Origin of the sequence: Mesorhizobium neociceri (assembly GCF_013520985.1) — a bacterium.
GTDB lineage: Bacteria > Pseudomonadota > Alphaproteobacteria > Rhizobiales > Rhizobiaceae > Mesorhizobium > Mesorhizobium neociceri.
This window is the reverse complement of record NZ_JACDTY010000013.1, coordinates 1-15,652: the sequence shown is the minus strand read 5'-3', so window position 1 is coordinate 15,652 and position 15,652 is coordinate 1. Positions and strand designations below refer to the sequence as shown.

General features: G+C 62.9%; 18 protein-coding genes. 6 read left to right on the top strand and 12 right to left on the bottom strand.

Going from position 1 to position 15,652, the window contains the following annotated elements; genetic code table 11:
• Positions 1–2: 2 nt before the first annotated feature.
• The 5 genes from H0241_RS23245 to H0241_RS23225 all read right to left on the bottom strand — a co-directional run bounded on the left by H0241_RS23245 (position 3) and on the right by H0241_RS23225 (position 4,254).
• Complete coding sequence (locus H0241_RS23245; RefSeq protein WP_181060176.1) at positions 3–707, bottom strand: ABC transporter ATP-binding protein; 705 nt, start codon at positions 705–707, stop codon at positions 3–5.
• Positions 700–1,500: an ABC transporter ATP-binding protein gene (locus H0241_RS23240; protein WP_181060175.1), complete on the bottom strand. Its 801-nt coding sequence runs from the start codon at positions 1,498–1,500 to the stop codon at positions 700–702. Before H0241_RS23240 ends, H0241_RS23245 begins: the two co-directional genes overlap by 8 nt.
• On the bottom strand, positions 1,497–2,705 hold the full coding sequence (locus H0241_RS23235; RefSeq protein WP_181060174.1) for an ABC transporter substrate-binding protein: 1,209 nt from the start codon (positions 2,703–2,705) through the stop codon (positions 1,497–1,499). Before H0241_RS23235 ends, H0241_RS23240 begins: the two co-directional genes overlap by 4 nt.
• Positions 2,706–2,932: 227 nt before the next feature.
• Complete coding sequence (locus tag H0241_RS23230; RefSeq protein WP_181060173.1) at positions 2,933–3,640, bottom strand: SDR family NAD(P)-dependent oxidoreductase; 708 nt, start codon at positions 3,638–3,640, stop codon at positions 2,933–2,935.
• Between the two features lie 14 nt (positions 3,641–3,654).
• Positions 3,655–4,254, bottom strand: coding sequence for a YdeI/OmpD-associated family protein (locus H0241_RS23225; protein ID WP_181060172.1), 600 nt, complete (start codon positions 4,252–4,254; stop codon positions 3,655–3,657).
• 297 nt (positions 4,255–4,551) lie between these two features.
• On the opposite strand from H0241_RS23225, the gene H0241_RS23220 reads away from it, so the two are divergent.
• The gene (locus H0241_RS23220; RefSeq protein ID WP_181060171.1) at positions 4,552–5,163 is read left to right on the top strand and encodes a hypothetical protein; all 612 of its coding nucleotides are present in this window, start codon (positions 4,552–4,554) and stop codon (positions 5,161–5,163) included.
• A gap of 263 nt (positions 5,164–5,426) precedes the next feature.
• Here the strand turns inward: H0241_RS23220 and H0241_RS23215 are convergent, their stop codons facing one another.
• Positions 5,427–6,338 carry a S1C family serine protease gene (locus tag H0241_RS23215; RefSeq protein WP_181060170.1) on the bottom strand — a complete coding sequence of 304 codons (912 nt, stop codon included), beginning with the start codon at positions 6,336–6,338 and terminating at the stop codon, positions 5,427–5,429.
• Between the two features lie 378 nt (positions 6,339–6,716).
• Between H0241_RS23215 and yghU the strand changes: the two genes are divergently transcribed.
• Positions 6,717–7,586, top strand: coding sequence for a glutathione-dependent disulfide-bond oxidoreductase (gene yghU / locus H0241_RS23210; RefSeq protein ID WP_181060169.1), 870 nt, complete (start codon positions 6,717–6,719; stop codon positions 7,584–7,586).
• Between the two features lie 204 nt (positions 7,587–7,790).
• On the opposite strand, the gene H0241_RS23205 is transcribed toward yghU, so the two are convergent.
• On the bottom strand, positions 7,791–8,990 hold the full coding sequence (locus tag H0241_RS23205; protein ID WP_181060341.1) for an aminotransferase-like domain-containing protein: 1,200 nt from the start codon (positions 8,988–8,990) through the stop codon (positions 7,791–7,793).
• 248 nt (positions 8,991–9,238) lie between these two features.
• On the opposite strand from H0241_RS23205, the gene H0241_RS23200 reads away from it, so the two are divergent.
• Positions 9,239–9,979, top strand: a complete 741-nt coding sequence (locus tag H0241_RS23200; protein WP_181060168.1) for a sulfotransferase family protein — start codon at positions 9,239–9,241, stop codon at positions 9,977–9,979.
• A 27-nt stretch (positions 9,980–10,006) separates the two neighbouring features.
• On the opposite strand, the gene H0241_RS23195 is transcribed toward H0241_RS23200, so the two are convergent.
• The 4 genes from H0241_RS23195 to H0241_RS23180 form a co-directional block, all read right to left on the bottom strand.
• Entirely contained in the window at positions 10,007–10,195 is a 189-nt protein-coding gene (locus H0241_RS23195) for a hypothetical protein (RefSeq protein WP_181060167.1), read from the bottom strand.
• A 266-nt stretch (positions 10,196–10,461) separates the two neighbouring features.
• Positions 10,462–11,187: a Crp/Fnr family transcriptional regulator gene (locus tag H0241_RS23190; RefSeq protein ID WP_181060166.1), complete on the bottom strand. Its 726-nt coding sequence runs from the start codon at positions 11,185–11,187 to the stop codon at positions 10,462–10,464.
• A gap of 171 nt (positions 11,188–11,358) precedes the next feature.
• Complete coding sequence (locus tag H0241_RS23185; protein ID WP_181060165.1) at positions 11,359–11,532, bottom strand: hypothetical protein; 174 nt, start codon at positions 11,530–11,532, stop codon at positions 11,359–11,361.
• A gap of 225 nt (positions 11,533–11,757) precedes the next feature.
• Entirely contained in the window at positions 11,758–11,913 is a 156-nt protein-coding gene (locus tag H0241_RS23180) for a DUF1127 domain-containing protein (RefSeq protein WP_181060164.1), read from the bottom strand.
• A gap of 268 nt (positions 11,914–12,181) precedes the next feature.
• On the opposite strand from H0241_RS23180, the gene H0241_RS23175 reads away from it, so the two are divergent.
• Together H0241_RS23175 and H0241_RS23170 are read left to right on the top strand one after the other, a co-directional pair.
• A complete protein-coding gene (locus tag H0241_RS23175) occupies positions 12,182–13,156 on the top strand; it encodes a nucleoside hydrolase (RefSeq protein ID WP_181060163.1) in 975 nt (324 codons plus the stop codon).
• A gap of 214 nt (positions 13,157–13,370) precedes the next feature.
• Positions 13,371–13,631, top strand: coding sequence for a hypothetical protein (locus H0241_RS23170; protein ID WP_181060162.1), 261 nt, complete (start codon positions 13,371–13,373; stop codon positions 13,629–13,631).
• Between the two features lie 138 nt (positions 13,632–13,769).
• On the opposite strand, the gene H0241_RS23165 is transcribed toward H0241_RS23170, so the two are convergent.
• Positions 13,770–14,384: a class I SAM-dependent methyltransferase gene (locus H0241_RS23165; RefSeq protein ID WP_328824794.1), complete on the bottom strand. Its 615-nt coding sequence runs from the start codon at positions 14,382–14,384 to the stop codon at positions 13,770–13,772.
• A gap of 217 nt (positions 14,385–14,601) precedes the next feature.
• On the opposite strand from H0241_RS23165, the gene H0241_RS23160 reads away from it, so the two are divergent.
• Positions 14,602–15,652, top strand: a 1,051-nt coding sequence (locus H0241_RS23160) for an adenylate/guanylate cyclase domain-containing protein (RefSeq protein ID WP_181060160.1), incomplete at its 3' end; no start/stop codon positions are given.

Below are 15,652 nucleotides of genomic sequence, written 5' to 3'. Positions count from 1 at the left end.
CGTCATACCCCCAACACCTCGTGCAGCTGTTGCGTGTGAGCAGAAAGCTCGCTTACGGCAAAACCCTCCACCACCTTGCCATGCTCCATCAGATAGAAGCGGTCGGCGATGCGGGCTGCGAAGCGGAAATTCTGCTCGACCAGCAGGATGGTCATGCCGCGCTTTTTCAAGGTCGCCAGCAATTCGCCGATGCGCTGGATGATGACCGGCGCCAAGCCCTCGGTCGGTTCGTCGAGCAGCAGCATCTGAACTCCGGTCCGCAGGATGCGGGCGATGGCCAGCATCTGTTGTTCGCCGCCGGAGAGTTTTGTGCCGGGGCTGTTGCGACGCTCCTTGAGGTTCGGGAAGAGGTCGAAGATTTCCTCGACACTCATGCCGCCCCTGGCCACCACCGGCGGCAGGATCAGGTTCTCATCGACCGTCAGCGTGGCGAAGATGCCGCGTTCCTCCGGCACGAAGCCGATGCCGCGATGAGCAACGCGGTGCAGCGGCAGGCGCATCAGGTCGCTGCCGTCGAAGGTGACGCTGCCGCTGCGCTTGCGGACCAGCCCCATGATGGCGCGCAAGGTGGTGGTCTTGCCGACGCCGTTGCGGCCGAGCAGCGTTACTGTCTCGCCGCGAAATACGTCGAGGTTCACGCCGTGCAGCGCATGGCCCTCGCCATACCAGGCATGCAGATCGCGCACGGCGAGCAGCGGCTCACTCATGCTCGGTCCCCATGTAGGCGATGCGGACGCGCTCGTCCTTGCTCACCGTTGCGTAGTCGCCGGCGGCGAGCACCTGTCCGCGCTGCATGACGGTGATCCAGTCGCAGAGATCGGCAACGACGGTAAGATTGTGCTCGACCATCAGCACGGCGCGGTCTTTTGCCAGCGAGCGGATGATGCCGGAGATGGTGCCGACATCCTCGTGCCCCATGCCGGCCATCGGCTCGTCGAGCAAAAGCACTTTCGGATCGAGCGCCAGCGTGGTGGCGATCTCGAGCACGCGCTTCCTGCCATAGGAAAGATCGCCGGCCAGACGATGCGCGACATCGTCGAGGCCGACGATGGCGAGAAGCTCGCGCGCCCGCGGCGTCAGTTCGTCGAGTGCCGACAGCGAGCGCCAGAATTGGAAGCCCAGCCGGCTCGGCCGCTGCAGGGCGACGCGGACATTGTCCAGCACGCTCAGATGCGGAAAGATCGCCGAGATCTGGAACGAGCGGACGAGGCCCATGCGCGCCACCTTGGCCGGCGCGGTGCGGGTGATGTCGTTGCCCAGCAATTCGATCCTGCCGCTGCTCGGCTGCAGGAACTTGGTCAGCAGGTTGAAAATCGTCGTCTTGCCGGCACCGTTCGGCCCAATCAACGCATGGATCTGGCCGTGGTGGACGTCGAGATCGACATTGTTGACGGCGACGAAACCGGCGAAGTCACGCCTGAGGCCGCGGGCGGAAAGCACCACCCGCGGCGTGTCCTTTGTGCCGTCCGACTGGGCGGCTACAGCTTCTACCGTCGTCACTTGGTGACGAGCGGGCAGCCGCTGTCTTCGGCCTTGATGAAGGCCTTGTCGCCCGGAATGGTCGCCAGATAGGTGTAGTAGTCCCAGTCCTTCTTGCTCTCTTCGGGCTTCTTGACCTGGTAGAGATACATATCGTGCACCATCGCGCCGTCGGCCTGCACTTTGCCGTTGGCGGTGAAGACGTCGTCGACCGGCAATTCATGCAGCTGCTTGGCGACAGCTTCGGTCTCGTCGGTGCCGGCCTTGTCGATGGCCTTCAGATATTGCAGCACCGCCGAATAGGTGCCGGCCTGGACCATGTTGGGCATGCGGTTGGTGCGCTTGAAGAAGCGGTCGGCGAAGTCGCGGCTCTTGTCGTCGCGGTCCCAGTAATAGCCTTCGGTGAGCACGACGCCCTGGGCGGCCTGCAGGCCGAGCCCATGCACTTCGGCAAGGGTGAACAGAAGTGCAGCCAGCCGCTGGCCGCCGGCGACGATGCCGAACTCGGCCGCCTGCTTGATGGTATTGGACGTGTCGAGACCGGCATTGGCAAGGCCGATGACCTTGGCGCCGGAGGACTGCGCCTGCAGCAGGAAGGAGGAATAGTCCGTCGAGCCGAGGGGATAGCGCACTTCGCCGAGCACCTTGCCGCCGCTTGATTCAACCAGCTTTGCGGTCTGTTCCTTCAGCGAATAGCCGAAGGCATAGTCGACGGTGATGAAATACCAGCTGTCGCCGCCCTGCTGCACCAGCGCGCCACCGGTGCCGACCGCCTGGGAGTGGGTGTCGTAGACCCAGTGGAAGCCGTACGGCGAACACTGCTTGCCGGTCAGGTCTGCCGATGCGGCGCCGGTGACGATGTCGATCTTCTTCTTTTCCTTGGACAGCCCCTGGACGGCGAGCGCCACCGAGGAGGTCGTCAGTTCCATGATCGCGTCGACCTGCTCGGTGTCGTACCACTGGCGCGCGATGTTGGAGGCGATGTCGGGCTTGTTCTGGTGGTCAGCGTTGACGATCTCGATCGGCGCGCCCTGGACCTTGCCGCCGAAATCCTCGACTGCCATCTTGGCGGCCTCGACCGACCATTTGCCGCCGAAATCGGCATAGACACCCGACTGGTCGTTGAGAATGCCGATCTTGACCTTGCCGTCGGAAATTTCGCCGGCCGCCGCCGGCATCGCAGTCGCCGCAAGCAGCGCGGCGGAGACGAGATAGAATGCTTTCACAGGTGGTTCCTCCCTTGTGGCCGACGCCGGGAAACGCGGCCGCCTTGCAATGGTTCAACAGTTCCGTCCGATTCTCGCTGAAATTCGGGCCGTCGCGCCCGCCACTTCTCCTCTTGGCAACCCCTCCGCCCTGGGTGCGCCGGGAAGGTAGCATCACATTTCGCAAGGCGAGAATGCTATTTTCTTAGCATGGCGTGCGGGCCAAATGGGAAGGCCTGGTCAGCCAATCACCAAGGCAGCCTTTTGCCGTCGCGGAAGAAGCCGCCGGTCGGGCCGTCATCCGGCAAGGTCGCGGCCCAGACGATGCCGGCGGCACCTTGCGCCACCGGGCGTCCGCCGGGACCGCCCATATCGGTCGCCACCCAGCCGGGGCAGATGGCGTTGACCAGCACGCCGGCGCCGCGCAATTCGGCCGCCAGGATGCAGGTCAGCGCGTTGAGCGTCGCCTTGGTCGTTGAATAGGCCGGCGCGCCGGCGCCCATCGAGGCGAGCGAACCGCCCTCGGACGAGACGTTGATCATCCGGCCATGGCCGGAGGCGCTGAGCAGCGGCGCGCAGGCGGCAGCTATGCGCCAGGCGCCGAAGACATTGGTCTCGAAAGCCTCGCGGATCACCGTCCAGTCGGGCTTCAGCGCCCGCGCACGCGGGTCGTAGTGGATGGCGGCATTGTTGACGAGCATGTCGAGCCGGGCGAAACGGCGCTCGATCTCGGCTGCAGCGAGTGCTGCCGCGTGGGGTGACGCGACATCCAACGCGATGGCCTCTACCTTGCCGCCCAGTTGTCTCGCCGCCGCCTCGCCCTTGGCGAGATCGCGTGAGCCGAGCAGCACGGTGAAGCCAAGCGCCGCGAGCTGGCGCCCGGTCTCGAGGCCAATGCCGCGATTGCCGCCGGTGACGAGTGCGACCTTGCCGGAGTGGGGTGTGGTGGTGGTCATCGCCCGGTCCTCAGTCACTTCTTGCCTTGCGGATAGATCGTCTCGCCGCGCTTCAGCATCTCGACGAAAGCCTCGATCTTCTTCCTGCGCCCGGCCTCGGTCTTCATGTTGTGGGTGCGGAAAGCGAGCGAGAAGCGGTTCTGGGCGCTGAGTTTTGCCAGCATCTCTTTCGCCTTGGGCTCGGCGTCGATGGCAGCCTGCAGATCGTCGGGGATCTTCATGTCCTTGCCTGAGCCATAAGCGCGGTCCCAACGGCCGTCGGCCTTAGCCGCCTCGACCTGCCGCAACCCATGTTCGGTCATGCGGCCCTCCTCGACCAGCCGGGCGACGTTGTCGATGTTGATCTTGCTCCAGATGCTCTTTTTGCCGCGCGGCGTGTAGCGCTGCAGAAAGCTCTTCTCGTCGAGCGACTTGCGCACCGCATCGATCCAGCCGAAGCACAGCACCACGTCGATAGCCTGCTTGGGCGTGATTGAAGGCAGGCCCGAGCCGACCTTGTGGACCTTGATCCAGACCTCGGTTTCACCGGCGTGGTTCTCCCGCAGCCAGGCGTAAAAACTTTCCGGATCGGGGAATTCGCGAACCTTGTCCGGATCGACCTTGATCGGCGCCATCATCACCTCGTTTGTTTCCCGGCTGTATCAGTTGTCGATGCCAATTCTGTCAGCAGCGTTGACAAGGCAAGGGACCGGACTTCGCATCGGCGCTAATCTGGCGTCGCGGAAACTCGTTCGTAGCGGCGCAGGGATATCAACTCCGGCCGGCCGCCACCACCGGTTTCAGTTGGTTTGCGAACGGACCCGCGGCCCCCTTTGCGTCTTCCGAAGGAGGCTTGCGCCTGAGCTGACGCCCATGGCAGTTTCCCGACTGGTCGAGCCGGGCAAGGCAGACTGCAACTCGGGGGATATGCCATGCGTTCGCTGTTGTTCTGCCTGGCGCTTTTGCTGCCGGCTTCGGCACTCGCCGACCCCATCGAAAGCCAAAAGATCATCACCGCGGCCACCGGCGACTGGAACGGCGACGGCGCCATCGACCTGGCGATGATCGTCGAGACAGAACCCGGCGTTGCCATGGATATGCGGTTTTTTCTCAGGGACAAGGATCACAATTTCCTCAAGCCCGCCGGCATCGTGCAGGAGCAAATGTATGGCGAATGGAACGGCTACGACCGGCCGGGCTATGAGGCGTCCTACATCGAGCCGGAGCTGACCGCGCTGCCGAACGGCTCGATCAAGCTCTATATACCGGCGATACCGATCGATGGCGCGAAGACTGACCAGACGCTGACCATCGCCTGGCGCAACGGCGCCTTCGTCGTCGCCGGCTTTGCCTATGATTATCACGACTACATGAAAGACAATGTCGCCAGCGACTGCGATTACAATTTGCTGACCGGCAAGGGCAAAAGCAGCAAGATGCAGCCGGACGGCACAAGCGTGCACAAGGTCGTGTCGGTGAAAGGCAAGGTCGTCCCGTTCGCCGAGTGGGACAGCGGAGCCAGCTTTACCGATTGCGGGGCGTGAGCAGGCGCCCGGTGGCGGCCCTTCCCGCCATGACGTAGCTTGCGCAAAACCTGCTATCCCACTGTTTTCGTTCCGGACATCTCACCCCTTGGGAACCGCCGCGAGCTTCTTGCCTTCTCCCCTTGTGGGAGAAGGTGGATCGGCGCGCAGCGCCGAGACGGATGGGGGGTGTTCCAGCGGAGTGAGGCGCTGGCGTTCCCTGGAACACCCCTCATCCGTCGCCTTCGGCGACACCTTCTCCCACAAGGGGAGAAGGGAAAAGCCTACTGCAAATGCGGCTTCTTCAAAAAACTGTTGCGGTCGGCGGATTTTACCCTGAGCCAGGTTTCGCGGCCGTCGCGCACAACCCTTAGCGGGATCTCCGACCCTGCCGGGTTCTGCCATAGCTTGCGGTAGAAATCGGCGAGACCGTCGACCTCGCCGTCGCGCACGTCGGAGATGATGTCGCCCTGGCGCAGGCCCGCCTTGGCGGCGGGGCCGCCTTCGGCGACGCTCATCACCACGACCGCACCGTTGCTCTCGGCCGAGAAGGCGCCGAGCCACGGGCGCGGCGGCTTCGCCACCTGGCCGCGCGTCAACAGGTCGTCAAGGATCGGCGTCAGAAGGTTGATCGGCACGACCATGTTGATATCGGCGACCTCGCCGTTGCGGCTCATCTGCAGCAGCAGCGAGCCGATGCCGAGCAGGCTGCCGTCCTGGCCGATCAACGCCGCGCCGCCCCAGGACGGATGCGCCGGTGCGATGAAGATCGCCTCGTCGAGCAGATACTCCCAATAGCCGGCGAATTCCTGCTTGGTGACGATGTGCGCCTTGACCGCGCGGCCGGTGCCGTCGGCAAACACCACGGGATCGCCGACCTTGGCCTTTTCGGCATCGCCGAGCGCTACCGCCGGCAGGCCGAGCGGCGCCAGCGCCTGCACCAGGCCAAAACCGGTTTCCTGGTCGTAAGCCAGCGCATGTGCCGGCACGACACGGCCATCCTGATCGGTCAGCCAGACTTCTTCCGCCTCGGTGATGAGATAGCCGATCGTGAGCACCAGCCCGTCGCCGCGAATGACGACGCCGCTGCCTTCCCGGCGCGTCCCCAGTGCGTTCGCCGTGAAGGCGTCGTCGGGAACCGTGGCGCGCACGGCGACGACCGAACGCAAGAGCGGGGAAACGGGATCTATGGGCATGCTTTCATCCTGGCGGGCGGGGATTACCCTCTATAGGTATGCCGCGCTGCACGAGACGCAAGGGGGCTTCTCCTTCTCCCCCTGTGGGAGAAGGTGGATCGGCGCGATAGCGCCGAGACGGTTGAGGGGTGTTCCAGCGGAGTGAGGCGTCGGCGCTCCCTGGAACACCCCTCATCCGTCCGAGCTTCGCTCGGCCACCTTCCCCCACAAGGGGGGAAGGAAGAGGTTCACATTGATAATAGTTCAACGGAAGTTGAACCTTTCTGAATTGCACCTATCTCTGTCAGTACTTAGCTTCGAGTCGACTTTTTTCCGCCGTCAGTCTCGCGCCTGTCGCGGAAGCCGTTTCCGCCCCGCCAAATTCAAGGAATTTCTCGCATGACCGAATACACCCCACCGAAAGTCTGGAGCTGGAAGAAACCCAATGGCGGTACGTTCGCCAGCATCAACCGGCCGATCGCCGGCCCGACGCATGACAAGGTGCTGCCGGTCGGCAAGCATCCGCTGCAGCTCTACTCGCTGGCGACGCCGAACGGCGTCAAGGTGACTGTCATGCTGGAGGAGCTCTTGGCGCTCGGCCACAGGGGCGCCGAATACGACGCCTGGCTGATCCGCATCAACGATGGCGACCAGTTCGGCTCGGGCTTTGTCGACATCAATCCCAATTCCAAGATCCCGGCGCTGCTGGACCGCAGCGGCAAGACGCCGGTTCGCGTGTTTGAATCCGGCTCGATCCTTTTGTACCTGGCCGAAAAGTTCGGTGAGTTCCTGCCGACAGAACAGCCGGCGCGCGCGGAAACCTTGTCCTGGCTGTTCTGGCAGATGGGGTCGGCACCCTATCTCGGCGGCGGCTTTGGTCATTTCTATGCCTATGCGCCGGAGAAATTCGAATACGCCATCGACCGCTTTTCCATGGAGACCAAGCGCCAGCTCGACGTGCTCGACCGGCGGCTGGCAGAGACCGAATATCTCGGCGGCGCCGGCTATTCGATCGCCGACATGGCGGTGTGGCCCTGGTATGGCGGGCTGGCGCTCGGCCGCATGTACAATGATTCCGCCGAATTCCTGTCGGTGCAGGACTACAAACATGTGCAGCGCTGGGCCAAGGCGATCGACGCCCGCCCGACGGTGCAGCGCGGCCGCATGGTCAACCGCGCCTTCGGCGATCCGGCGATGCAGCTGCACGAACGCCACGACGGCGGCGATTTCGAGACGAGAACGCAGGACAAGCTGGTGGCGGCGGGGTGAGACGCTGAAGCTGCCGATCTCCCCCCATGTGGGGGAGATGGCCGGCAGGCCAGAGGGGGGCACGAAGAAACGCGACCTCCCGTTAGACCTGCAATTGGCCTAGGCAAGCTGTAGTAGATCGTCGCAATAGAAATCTGGAAATGCCGGCGGGACAGCGCCCCCCTCTGCCCTGCCGGGCATCTCCCCCACGAGGGGGGAGATTAGCTAACCCTTCATCAACTTCGCCAACCTCGGCACGCCCTCGCCCACCGCGCGCTCATCGGCCAGCGTAAAGCTCATCCGCATCGTGTTGCGGCCTGTGCCGTCGGCGTGGAAAGCATTGCCCGGCACGAACGCCACGCGGGCTTCCTTGACCGAGCGGGCGAGCAGCGCCGTGGCGTCACTCCCCTCAGGCAGCGTCAGCCAGACGAACATGCCGCCTTCGGGGCGGCTCCAGCTCACACCGTCTGGCATTTCGGCCTCCAGCGCGGCAAGCAGAGCATCGCGGCGACCGCGGTAGGCGCCGATCAGCTTTTCCACCTGGCCGTCGTACACGGCCTCGGAGACGCGGTGCATGACCAGCTGGTTGATCGACGGGCTGTGCAGGTCCGAGGCCTGCTTCATCAGCACCAGGCGCTCGACGACGCGGCGCGGCGCGCAGACCCAGCCGACGCGCATGCCCGGCGACAGAATCTTGGAGAACGAACCGCAATAGAGCGTGCGGGCGTTTTCGATGCCGCCCGAGCGTTCGCAGTCGAGCGCCAGGATCGGCGGCTCGCCCTCGCCGTCATAGCGCAGGGCGCGATAGGCGGCGTCCTCGATGACGGCGATGTCGAGCTCACCGGCAAGATCGAGCACCGCCTCGCGTTGCGCGCGGTTCAGCGTCTCGCCGGTCGGGTTGGCAAAATCCGGAACGAGATAAGCGAATTTCACCTTGCCGCCAGCAGCTAGAGCCGCCGCCTGGTAGGCGGCCGGCGTCATGTTGCCGCCATCCGGTGTCAGCCGGTCGTAGCGCGGCTCATAGGCATTGAAGGCCTGCAGCGCGCCGAGATAGGTCGGCCACGTCACCAGCGCCGTATCGCCGGGCGACAGAAACAGTTTGCCGAGATAATCCAGCGCCTGCTGCGAACCGGAGGTGATGAAGATGTTGTGCTCATCGCAGGCGATGCCGAGCTTGCCCATCTGGCCGGCCAGCCAGCGCCGCAGCGGCAGATAGCCTTCCGAGACCTGGTATTGCAGTGCTGTGCCCGCGTCCGGGCCGCCCAGCACCGAGGCATAGGCATCGGCGATGGCTTGCGACGGAAACAAAGCCGGGTCGGGAATGCCGCCAGCAAACGAGATGATGTCGGGCTGGTCGAGCAGTTTCAGCAGCTCGCGGATTTCCGACGCCTTCATGCGCGAGGCGCGCGACGCCAACAGGTCCATCAAACTCAAGAGCCCACCTCCCCTGGATGTTGCCGGGTTGTCCAGCGCAATTTAGGTCAATCTACCTGACCTATTATCAGGCTCGCCGTTCCGCTGGAATAGCCAGAATGCCATTCCGCGTGGCCCAAGCGAAAAGCAAAGACATTTTTATCGCCGCGCGTGGAAAATTGTTGCGCGTCCAAAGGCGCGGATGCAACCTCATTCCTGGCTGGCCGAACAAAAAGAGACCGGTCTAAGGGGGATGCAGAATGACGCTCAAGCTCATCGGGGCCGGCTTCGGCCGCACCGGCACGTGGTCGACCTTTGCCGCGCTGAACAGGCTCGGCTTTCCCAGCTACCACATGCAGGAAGTCATCATCAACAAAGCCAACAAGGGTCATCTCGATTTCTGGCGCAAGGTGGCGAACAGTCCGCCCGGCAGCCAGCATGACTGGAACCGGGTGTTCGCCAATTACACTGCGACCGTCGACAATCCCGGCTGCTGCGTGTGGCAGGAATTGATGGCCGCCTATCCCGACGCCAAGGTGCTGCTCACCCTGCACCCGCGCGGCGCCGAAGCCTGGTACGAAAGCACCATCGACACGATCTACTTCACCAAGAATGTCTGGCAGTTCAAGATCCTGGAATGGCTGACGCCGTTCGGCCGGAAATTCGGCGACATGTCGAGCAAACTGGTCTGGGGCCGCACGCTGGCCGGCGTGATGGACGACCGCGCCAAGGCGATCGCACGCTACAACGCCTATACCGAGGAAGTGAAGGCGGCGGTGCCGCCGGAAAAGCTGCTTGTGTTCAAGGTCAGCGACGGCTGGGCGCCGCTCTGCGACTTCGTCGGCGTCGCGCTGCCCAACGAACCCTTCCCCAACCTCAACGACCGCGAAAGCATCAAGAAGATCATCCGCGACATCATCAAGGGCAGCTACATCATGCTGGGGCTGTCGATCGCGGCGATCGTGGTTGTGCTGGCGGCACTGTGGTGGTGGCTGGGGTAGCGGCCAACCAGAGCCGTCAGATTCCAGCTACTTACGCGTGAGCCAATCCAGCAGGTCGGTCTCGACGTCTTCTTGGCCGGTCAGGTCGCGAACCAGCGAGGCGGCAAGCGCACGCCACCGCTCTTCCGGAACGTTGCCTTCCACGACCGATTTGATGAAGGCAGAGCGCAGGATGTCGCAATCGAAGGCGGATACATCGAAAAGCACTTCTGCCATTTCGGTTTTCCCCGTACATCAGGGGCGGGAGCTTGTCGAATTCTCAAGCGCCAGCGCCCCATACAATGACCGACGACATCAGATTCATACTCCGGCCAAGCCACGATTCAACACGATTCGACTGTACGTTTTTTACCAAACAGCGGCGCCTCGTTGCCCACTGTTTGGCCAATGCTAGATATGCCGGGCGGCCTCTCCCCAGATGGCCGCAAATGGCCGGCGCGGGCTCAGGCAACATGCTTCACCGGCATTCGCGCCGGCCATTTTCAGCCTGAGACTGCGCCAAGCTTACCCAACAACCGGTCGTATTCTGCCTCCGCCTGGCCGTAGAACCCGTCGGCGACAGCGATCAGCCCGTCCCTGTCGCGAATGACAATCTCGCCGCGCCTGGACCGGATCAGGCCGCGCCCTTCCAGGATCTGCAAGCCGATGGTGACGCCCGGACGCCTGACGCCGAGCATCACGGACAGGAATTCATGGGTGATCAGGATCTGGTCGCCGACGACCCTGTCGTCACACATCAGGAGCCATCTGGCCAGCCGATCCTCAAGCTTGGCGCGGGCATTGCTCAGCGCCGTGGATTTGGTCTGGCTGTGCAGATAATGGGCATAGCGCAGCAGGAAGGCGCGAAGCGTCGGGCTTTTCTGCAGCGCTGCCTTGAACGGCTCAAGATCGATGCAGACCGCCTCGCCCGGCATCTGCATATAGCAATCATGGGGCGCCCAATCGGCGCCCATCACCAAAGCCGTGCCCGACATGCCTTCGTGACCTATGATGCCGACCTCGGTATCCATTCCCGGCCGGTTCCTCGCCACCACCGAGGCGAGGCCGCTTTCCAGGAAGCAGACCGATTTGATCGGCTCTCCCGCCATTTCGAGCGGGACTTTGAGGTCGAGCACACGATGGTGCAAATGTGGTGCAAGCAATGCGAAGTCAGCCGGGTTCATACGGCGCAAAAGGCCGCTTTTCTCCTTACTGACCGACTGGTCCATCGCTCTCTCCCGTCAAGGGCAAGAGCACATGTAATCTCCCAGCCGTCGGCGCCCTGGCTAAATGCAACGGTCATTGGACGATAGCTGACTCGAAATCAGCCATTGTACTTCGTACAAAACCGACAAATCAGGGGGCGACGCCCCATAAATCCATCCGGCATCTTTTCCGGATCAGCGCTTTGAGCGGTCAGCCGCAGCCATGCGCGCTTCCCGCAGGATCGACGCGCGATCGTTGCCGATCAGCGAAGCGATCTCTTGTATCTGCTGCTCGGAGGCCCCGGTTTCCCGCGCCAAAGCCGCGAGGGCTTCAGTGCTCAGGCCGGACTGTCTTGGTTGCTCCACCATGACGCCAATGCCTCCTGTCGGGGCGGAGTGCGATGGTCGCTCCCAAGCGCCGGCGCCCGTTTTCAGTGGCCGACGATTTCGCCACTGTACGCTTTCGGACGGTCCATAGCGAGCGATTATATTAGCGGCGCTGGAAATGTGTAATGGAGCGCGGCGAGCCCGCCTTCCCTTTGCCATGGCCGCGATGCAGCGTGTGCGATTTCGGCGCCGCAACCATTGCTGCGCCTAGAATGGCAGGCGTATCTCATCGATCGCCTTCGACTCTGTCCAGCCAATGTCCTTCTGGATCTCCGTCGGCAACGCATTCAGTGCACGCACGGTCTTCCTGTGCTTGCTGGCGCGCGCGAAGGCGGCGCGAATTCTGGTGAGACTTTCAAACATCGGTAACCCCTATGCAGCAGCAGAGCGCTGCCCCGGGCACGCTCTTGAACCGGTTCTGTAACCGATCGATTGCGCGGCAACGGTGAAACGCTTCACGTAGCGATGCCGGCCGGAAACATTTGTATGCAAATTAATTTCCGGCCATCGCATATGGGTTTTGTGAAGAGCGAGCAGTTGGCACTATGGTTGCCGAGGGCGAGAACCTTGACGGCGCAAGTAGCGGCAGTCTGTAGTCGCGGCAGGCTCGGCCGACGGAGGAAATACCACCATGGAGAAGATCATTCTCGACTGCGACCCTGGGCATGATGACGCTATCGCCATCCTGCTTGCGGCAGGCAATCCGAACATCGATCTCCTCGGCATCACCACGGTTTCGGGCAACCACAATGTCGAGAACACCACGCGCAACGCGCTTTCGGTCTGCACCGCCTATGGCATCAAGGTGCCGGTGGCGAAAGGCTCTCCCGGCCCGCTGCTCATCGACCAGGTGCTGGCCATCGAGATCCACGGCGAGACCGGGCTCGACGGCCCCGTGCTGCCGCCCGCATCGTTCGAGCTCGACAAGCGCCATGCCGTCGACTTCATCATCGACACGGTCATGGCGCATGAGCCGAAGACGGTCACGCTGGTGCCGGTCGGTCCCTACACCAACATCGCGCTTGCCGTTCGCAAGGACCCGCGCATCGTCAGCCGAGCGAAGCGGGTCGTCGCCATGGGCGGCGCCTATACCAGGGGCAACATTACGCCTGCGGCGGAGTTCAACATCTATGGCGATCCGGAAGCCGCCGACGTGGTGTTCCGGGCCAACTGGGACGTCACCATGGTCGGGCTCGACCTGACGCACCAGGCGCTCGCCACCAAAGAACTTCAGGACCGGGTGCGCGCCGTCGGTGGCCCGATGGCCAAGTTCATCCTCGATATCTGGGAATTCATCGCGACCACGCATGGCGGCCTGCTGCAGATCGAGTATCCCGCCGTGCATGACGCATGCTGCGTCGCGGCCATGATCGACCCGACCGTCTTCACCACGGAGAAGGCCGATATCCGCGTCGAGCTTGCCGGACGTTGGACCAAGGGCATGACGGTCTGCAATTTCGAGAAGATGGGCGGCATGCACCATTTCGGCGGCACGGCGAGCGAGCAGACCGACTTCCGCCACACCGTGGCGATGAAACTCGACCATCCGAAATTCTGCGATCTGATTGTGGATGCGCTGGAGCGGCTGGTGAAGGCCAAGAGGTGAGGTGCCAGGCAGACGGCCCCCGGAGCATGTCAAAGAGCGGCGGTGACATCCGTCGGCAACGCTAGCCTGCAGACTCCGTGAAACTGGTTTCCCTGAACGGTTCCCCAAGAGAACGAAAATATTAAACTGGCCGCGAGCGTAACGTTTTTTACCTGTCACCGAAACAACAAGGGGGAGATTCATCCCCTTTTCGGAAAAGGTAGGAGAATAAATCATGCTGAAATCCATCCTTGCAGCAGCTGCTTTGGCAGTGGTCGTCGCTCAACCGGCGTTCGCAGACGATGCGATGATGAAATGCGACGACGCATCGATGATGAAGATGCAGGCCGACATGGACGCCATGACCGGCGACGCCATGAAGAAGGAAACGGCCATGAAGGAAATGGACATGGCAAAGGAGGCCATGAAGGCCAACAAGGCCGACGATTGCGTGATGCACCTGGATATGGCCATGAAGGCAATGAAGAAGGGCTGACAGGCCAGCCATCGACGAGACGAGGCCTGTTCGCGGGCCTCGTCTTTTTCAAGGAGGGTCGCATACCGAGGCTCGCCAGACGCCATCACTTGGGCCGTGCGCCGGTGCCCTGCATCGCCTGCCGCGAAGAAACCCAGCCTATAGCTTGCTGAAAAAGCCGGACAGAATATTCGGCCCCACCTCGCCCGGCCGCAGCCTGATCCCGTCCTCGAAGCCATTCAGCGTCACGCATTCGAAGCCATGGTCAGCGAGCAGCGCCACCAGCGAGTCCCGGTCGAAATGGTGCAGGTGCTCGTTGGGCAGACGCATGCGCCACGTCTCAAACCACGCGTCGCCATCGGCGCCGAGCTCACGCCAGCGGCAATAGGGCACGGCGATGGCCAGATGGCGGGTCTGAAGGCGGGCGAGAAAACTCAGGTCAGGGATGTGCTCGAGCACGTCGAACATGGCGACGAGATCCCACGCGCCGGCAAGCGCCTGCTCCCAATCGACAAAACGGACGCCCTTGGGCAGCGGAAACCTGGTGATGTCGCAGCCGGCGCAGTCGGCAACTCCGGTAATCTTGGCGGCTTCGATAAATGTGCCGGTACCATATCCAATCTCGAGCACCGACCGCGGTATCTCACCGGTGATCCCCAGCACCCAGCCAAATCGCTGATAGCCGAGCTTGATCGTGCGGTCGCTCAGATCCTCGTAATAGGACATGTATTGCTTGTCGTATTTGATCGGCGTGACGTCGATCTGGTGGATCACCCCAAACCGGTCGACCTCGTAATTGTCTAGCATTGGCGTACGGCCCCCTGGGAGTGCGAAGCCTTACATGGTGGAGCTGAACGCAAAGTAAGTGGCCAGAGGGGGTACGTGGTTGCATTGACCGCTGCCCCAAGGGTGCCGAGCGTGCTCGCAATCAAAGTAGTACTAGAATACGCTCGTCGGCGAAGCTTTGACCAGGGAGGCGGGACACCCGCACATGGAGCGACGGCTCACCGCAATCCTTGCCGCCGATGTGGTCGGATACAGCACGCTCATGGGCGAGGACGAGGTCGGTACGCTCGAGCGGTTGAAAAGTTGCCGTCGCGAACTGGTCGATCCTGCGATCAAGGAATTCCACGGGCGCATGGTCAAACTCATGGGCGACGGCGCGCTCGTCGAGTTCGCCAGCGTCGTCGATGCCGTCCAGTGCGCTGCCGCGATTCAGCGCCGGATGGCTGTCCGAGACCAGGGCACCTCCGACCCCCGCCCCATCAGGTTTCGCATCGGCGTCAATCTTGGCGATGTCATCGTCGAGGAAAATGACATCTACGGCGATGGCGTCAACATCGCCGCGCGCCTCGAGGCTATGGCCGAGCCAGGCGGAGTCTGCATCTCCGGAACCGCATTCGATCATGCCGTCCACAAGGTTGATGTCGGCTTTGCCAGCCTTGGCGAGCAGCGCCTCAAGAACATCGCCGATCCGGTTCGCGCGTATCGGCTGCTGCTCGATCCCGCGGCCTCGGGCAAGGTCGTGACCGCGCCACACCGGCCGGGTCCGCGCGTCATGATCCTGGCAGGCGCCGCCGCCCTGACGATTGCCGTGCTTGCCGGCATTTTCGCATGGCAGACGTTCTCGGTGCCATCGCGGCCATCGGTTGCCGTGCTGCCGTTTGCAAACCTCGGCGGTGATCCGAGCCAGGACTATTTCGCTGACGGCATCACCGAGGATCTGATCACCGACCTCACCAAGCTTTCCGGTCTCGACGTCATCGCGCGCAACTCGGTGTTTGCCTACAAGAACAAGCCTGCAGCGCTGGCGGACGTCGCGCGCGACCTTGGCGTCCGCTTCGTCGTCGAAGGCAGCGTCCGCCGCACCGGCGAGCAGATACGCCTCAATGCCCAGCTCATCGATGTGACAACCGGCGACAATCTGTGGGCCAACCGGTTCGACCGTGGCATGGCCGGCGTGTTTGCCGTCCAGGACGAGATGAGCGGGGAGATCGCCAAAGCGCTCGGCATCCAGGCTTCCGCAGCGGAGAGCGAACGCA

Coding starts and splice junctions, on each gene's coding strand:
- H0241_RS23245 (WP_181060176.1), bottom strand. CDS start 707: ATGAGTGAGCCGCTGCTCGCCGTGCGCGATCTGCATGCCTGGTATGGC.
- H0241_RS23230 (WP_181060173.1), bottom strand. CDS start 3,640: ATGACCACCACCACACCCCACTCCGGCAAGGTCGCACTCGTCACCGGC.
- H0241_RS23225 (WP_181060172.1), bottom strand. CDS start 4,254: ATGGCGCCGATCAAGGTCGATCCGGACAAGGTTCGCGAATTCCCCGAT.
- H0241_RS23220 (WP_181060171.1), top strand. CDS start 4,552: ATGCGTTCGCTGTTGTTCTGCCTGGCGCTTTTGCTGCCGGCTTCGGCA.
- H0241_RS23215 (WP_181060170.1), bottom strand. CDS start 6,338: ATGCCCATAGATCCCGTTTCCCCGCTCTTGCGTTCGGTCGTCGCCGTG.
- yghU (WP_181060169.1), top strand. CDS start 6,717: ATGACCGAATACACCCCACCGAAAGTCTGGAGCTGGAAGAAACCCAAT.
- H0241_RS23205 (WP_181060341.1), bottom strand. CDS start 8,990: ATGGACCTGTTGGCGTCGCGCGCCTCGCGCATGAAGGCGTCGGAAATC.
- H0241_RS23200 (WP_181060168.1), top strand. CDS start 9,239: ATGACGCTCAAGCTCATCGGGGCCGGCTTCGGCCGCACCGGCACGTGG.
- H0241_RS23195 (WP_181060167.1), bottom strand. CDS start 10,195: ATGGCAGAAGTGCTTTTCGATGTATCCGCCTTCGATTGCGACATCCTG.
- H0241_RS23190 (WP_181060166.1), bottom strand. CDS start 11,187: ATGGACCAGTCGGTCAGTAAGGAGAAAAGCGGCCTTTTGCGCCGTATG.
- H0241_RS23185 (WP_181060165.1), bottom strand. CDS start 11,532: ATGGTGGAGCAACCAAGACAGTCCGGCCTGAGCACTGAAGCCCTCGCG.
- H0241_RS23180 (WP_181060164.1), bottom strand. CDS start 11,913: ATGTTTGAAAGTCTCACCAGAATTCGCGCCGCCTTCGCGCGCGCCAGC.
- H0241_RS23175 (WP_181060163.1), top strand. CDS start 12,182: ATGGAGAAGATCATTCTCGACTGCGACCCTGGGCATGATGACGCTATC.
- H0241_RS23170 (WP_181060162.1), top strand. CDS start 13,371: ATGCTGAAATCCATCCTTGCAGCAGCTGCTTTGGCAGTGGTCGTCGCT.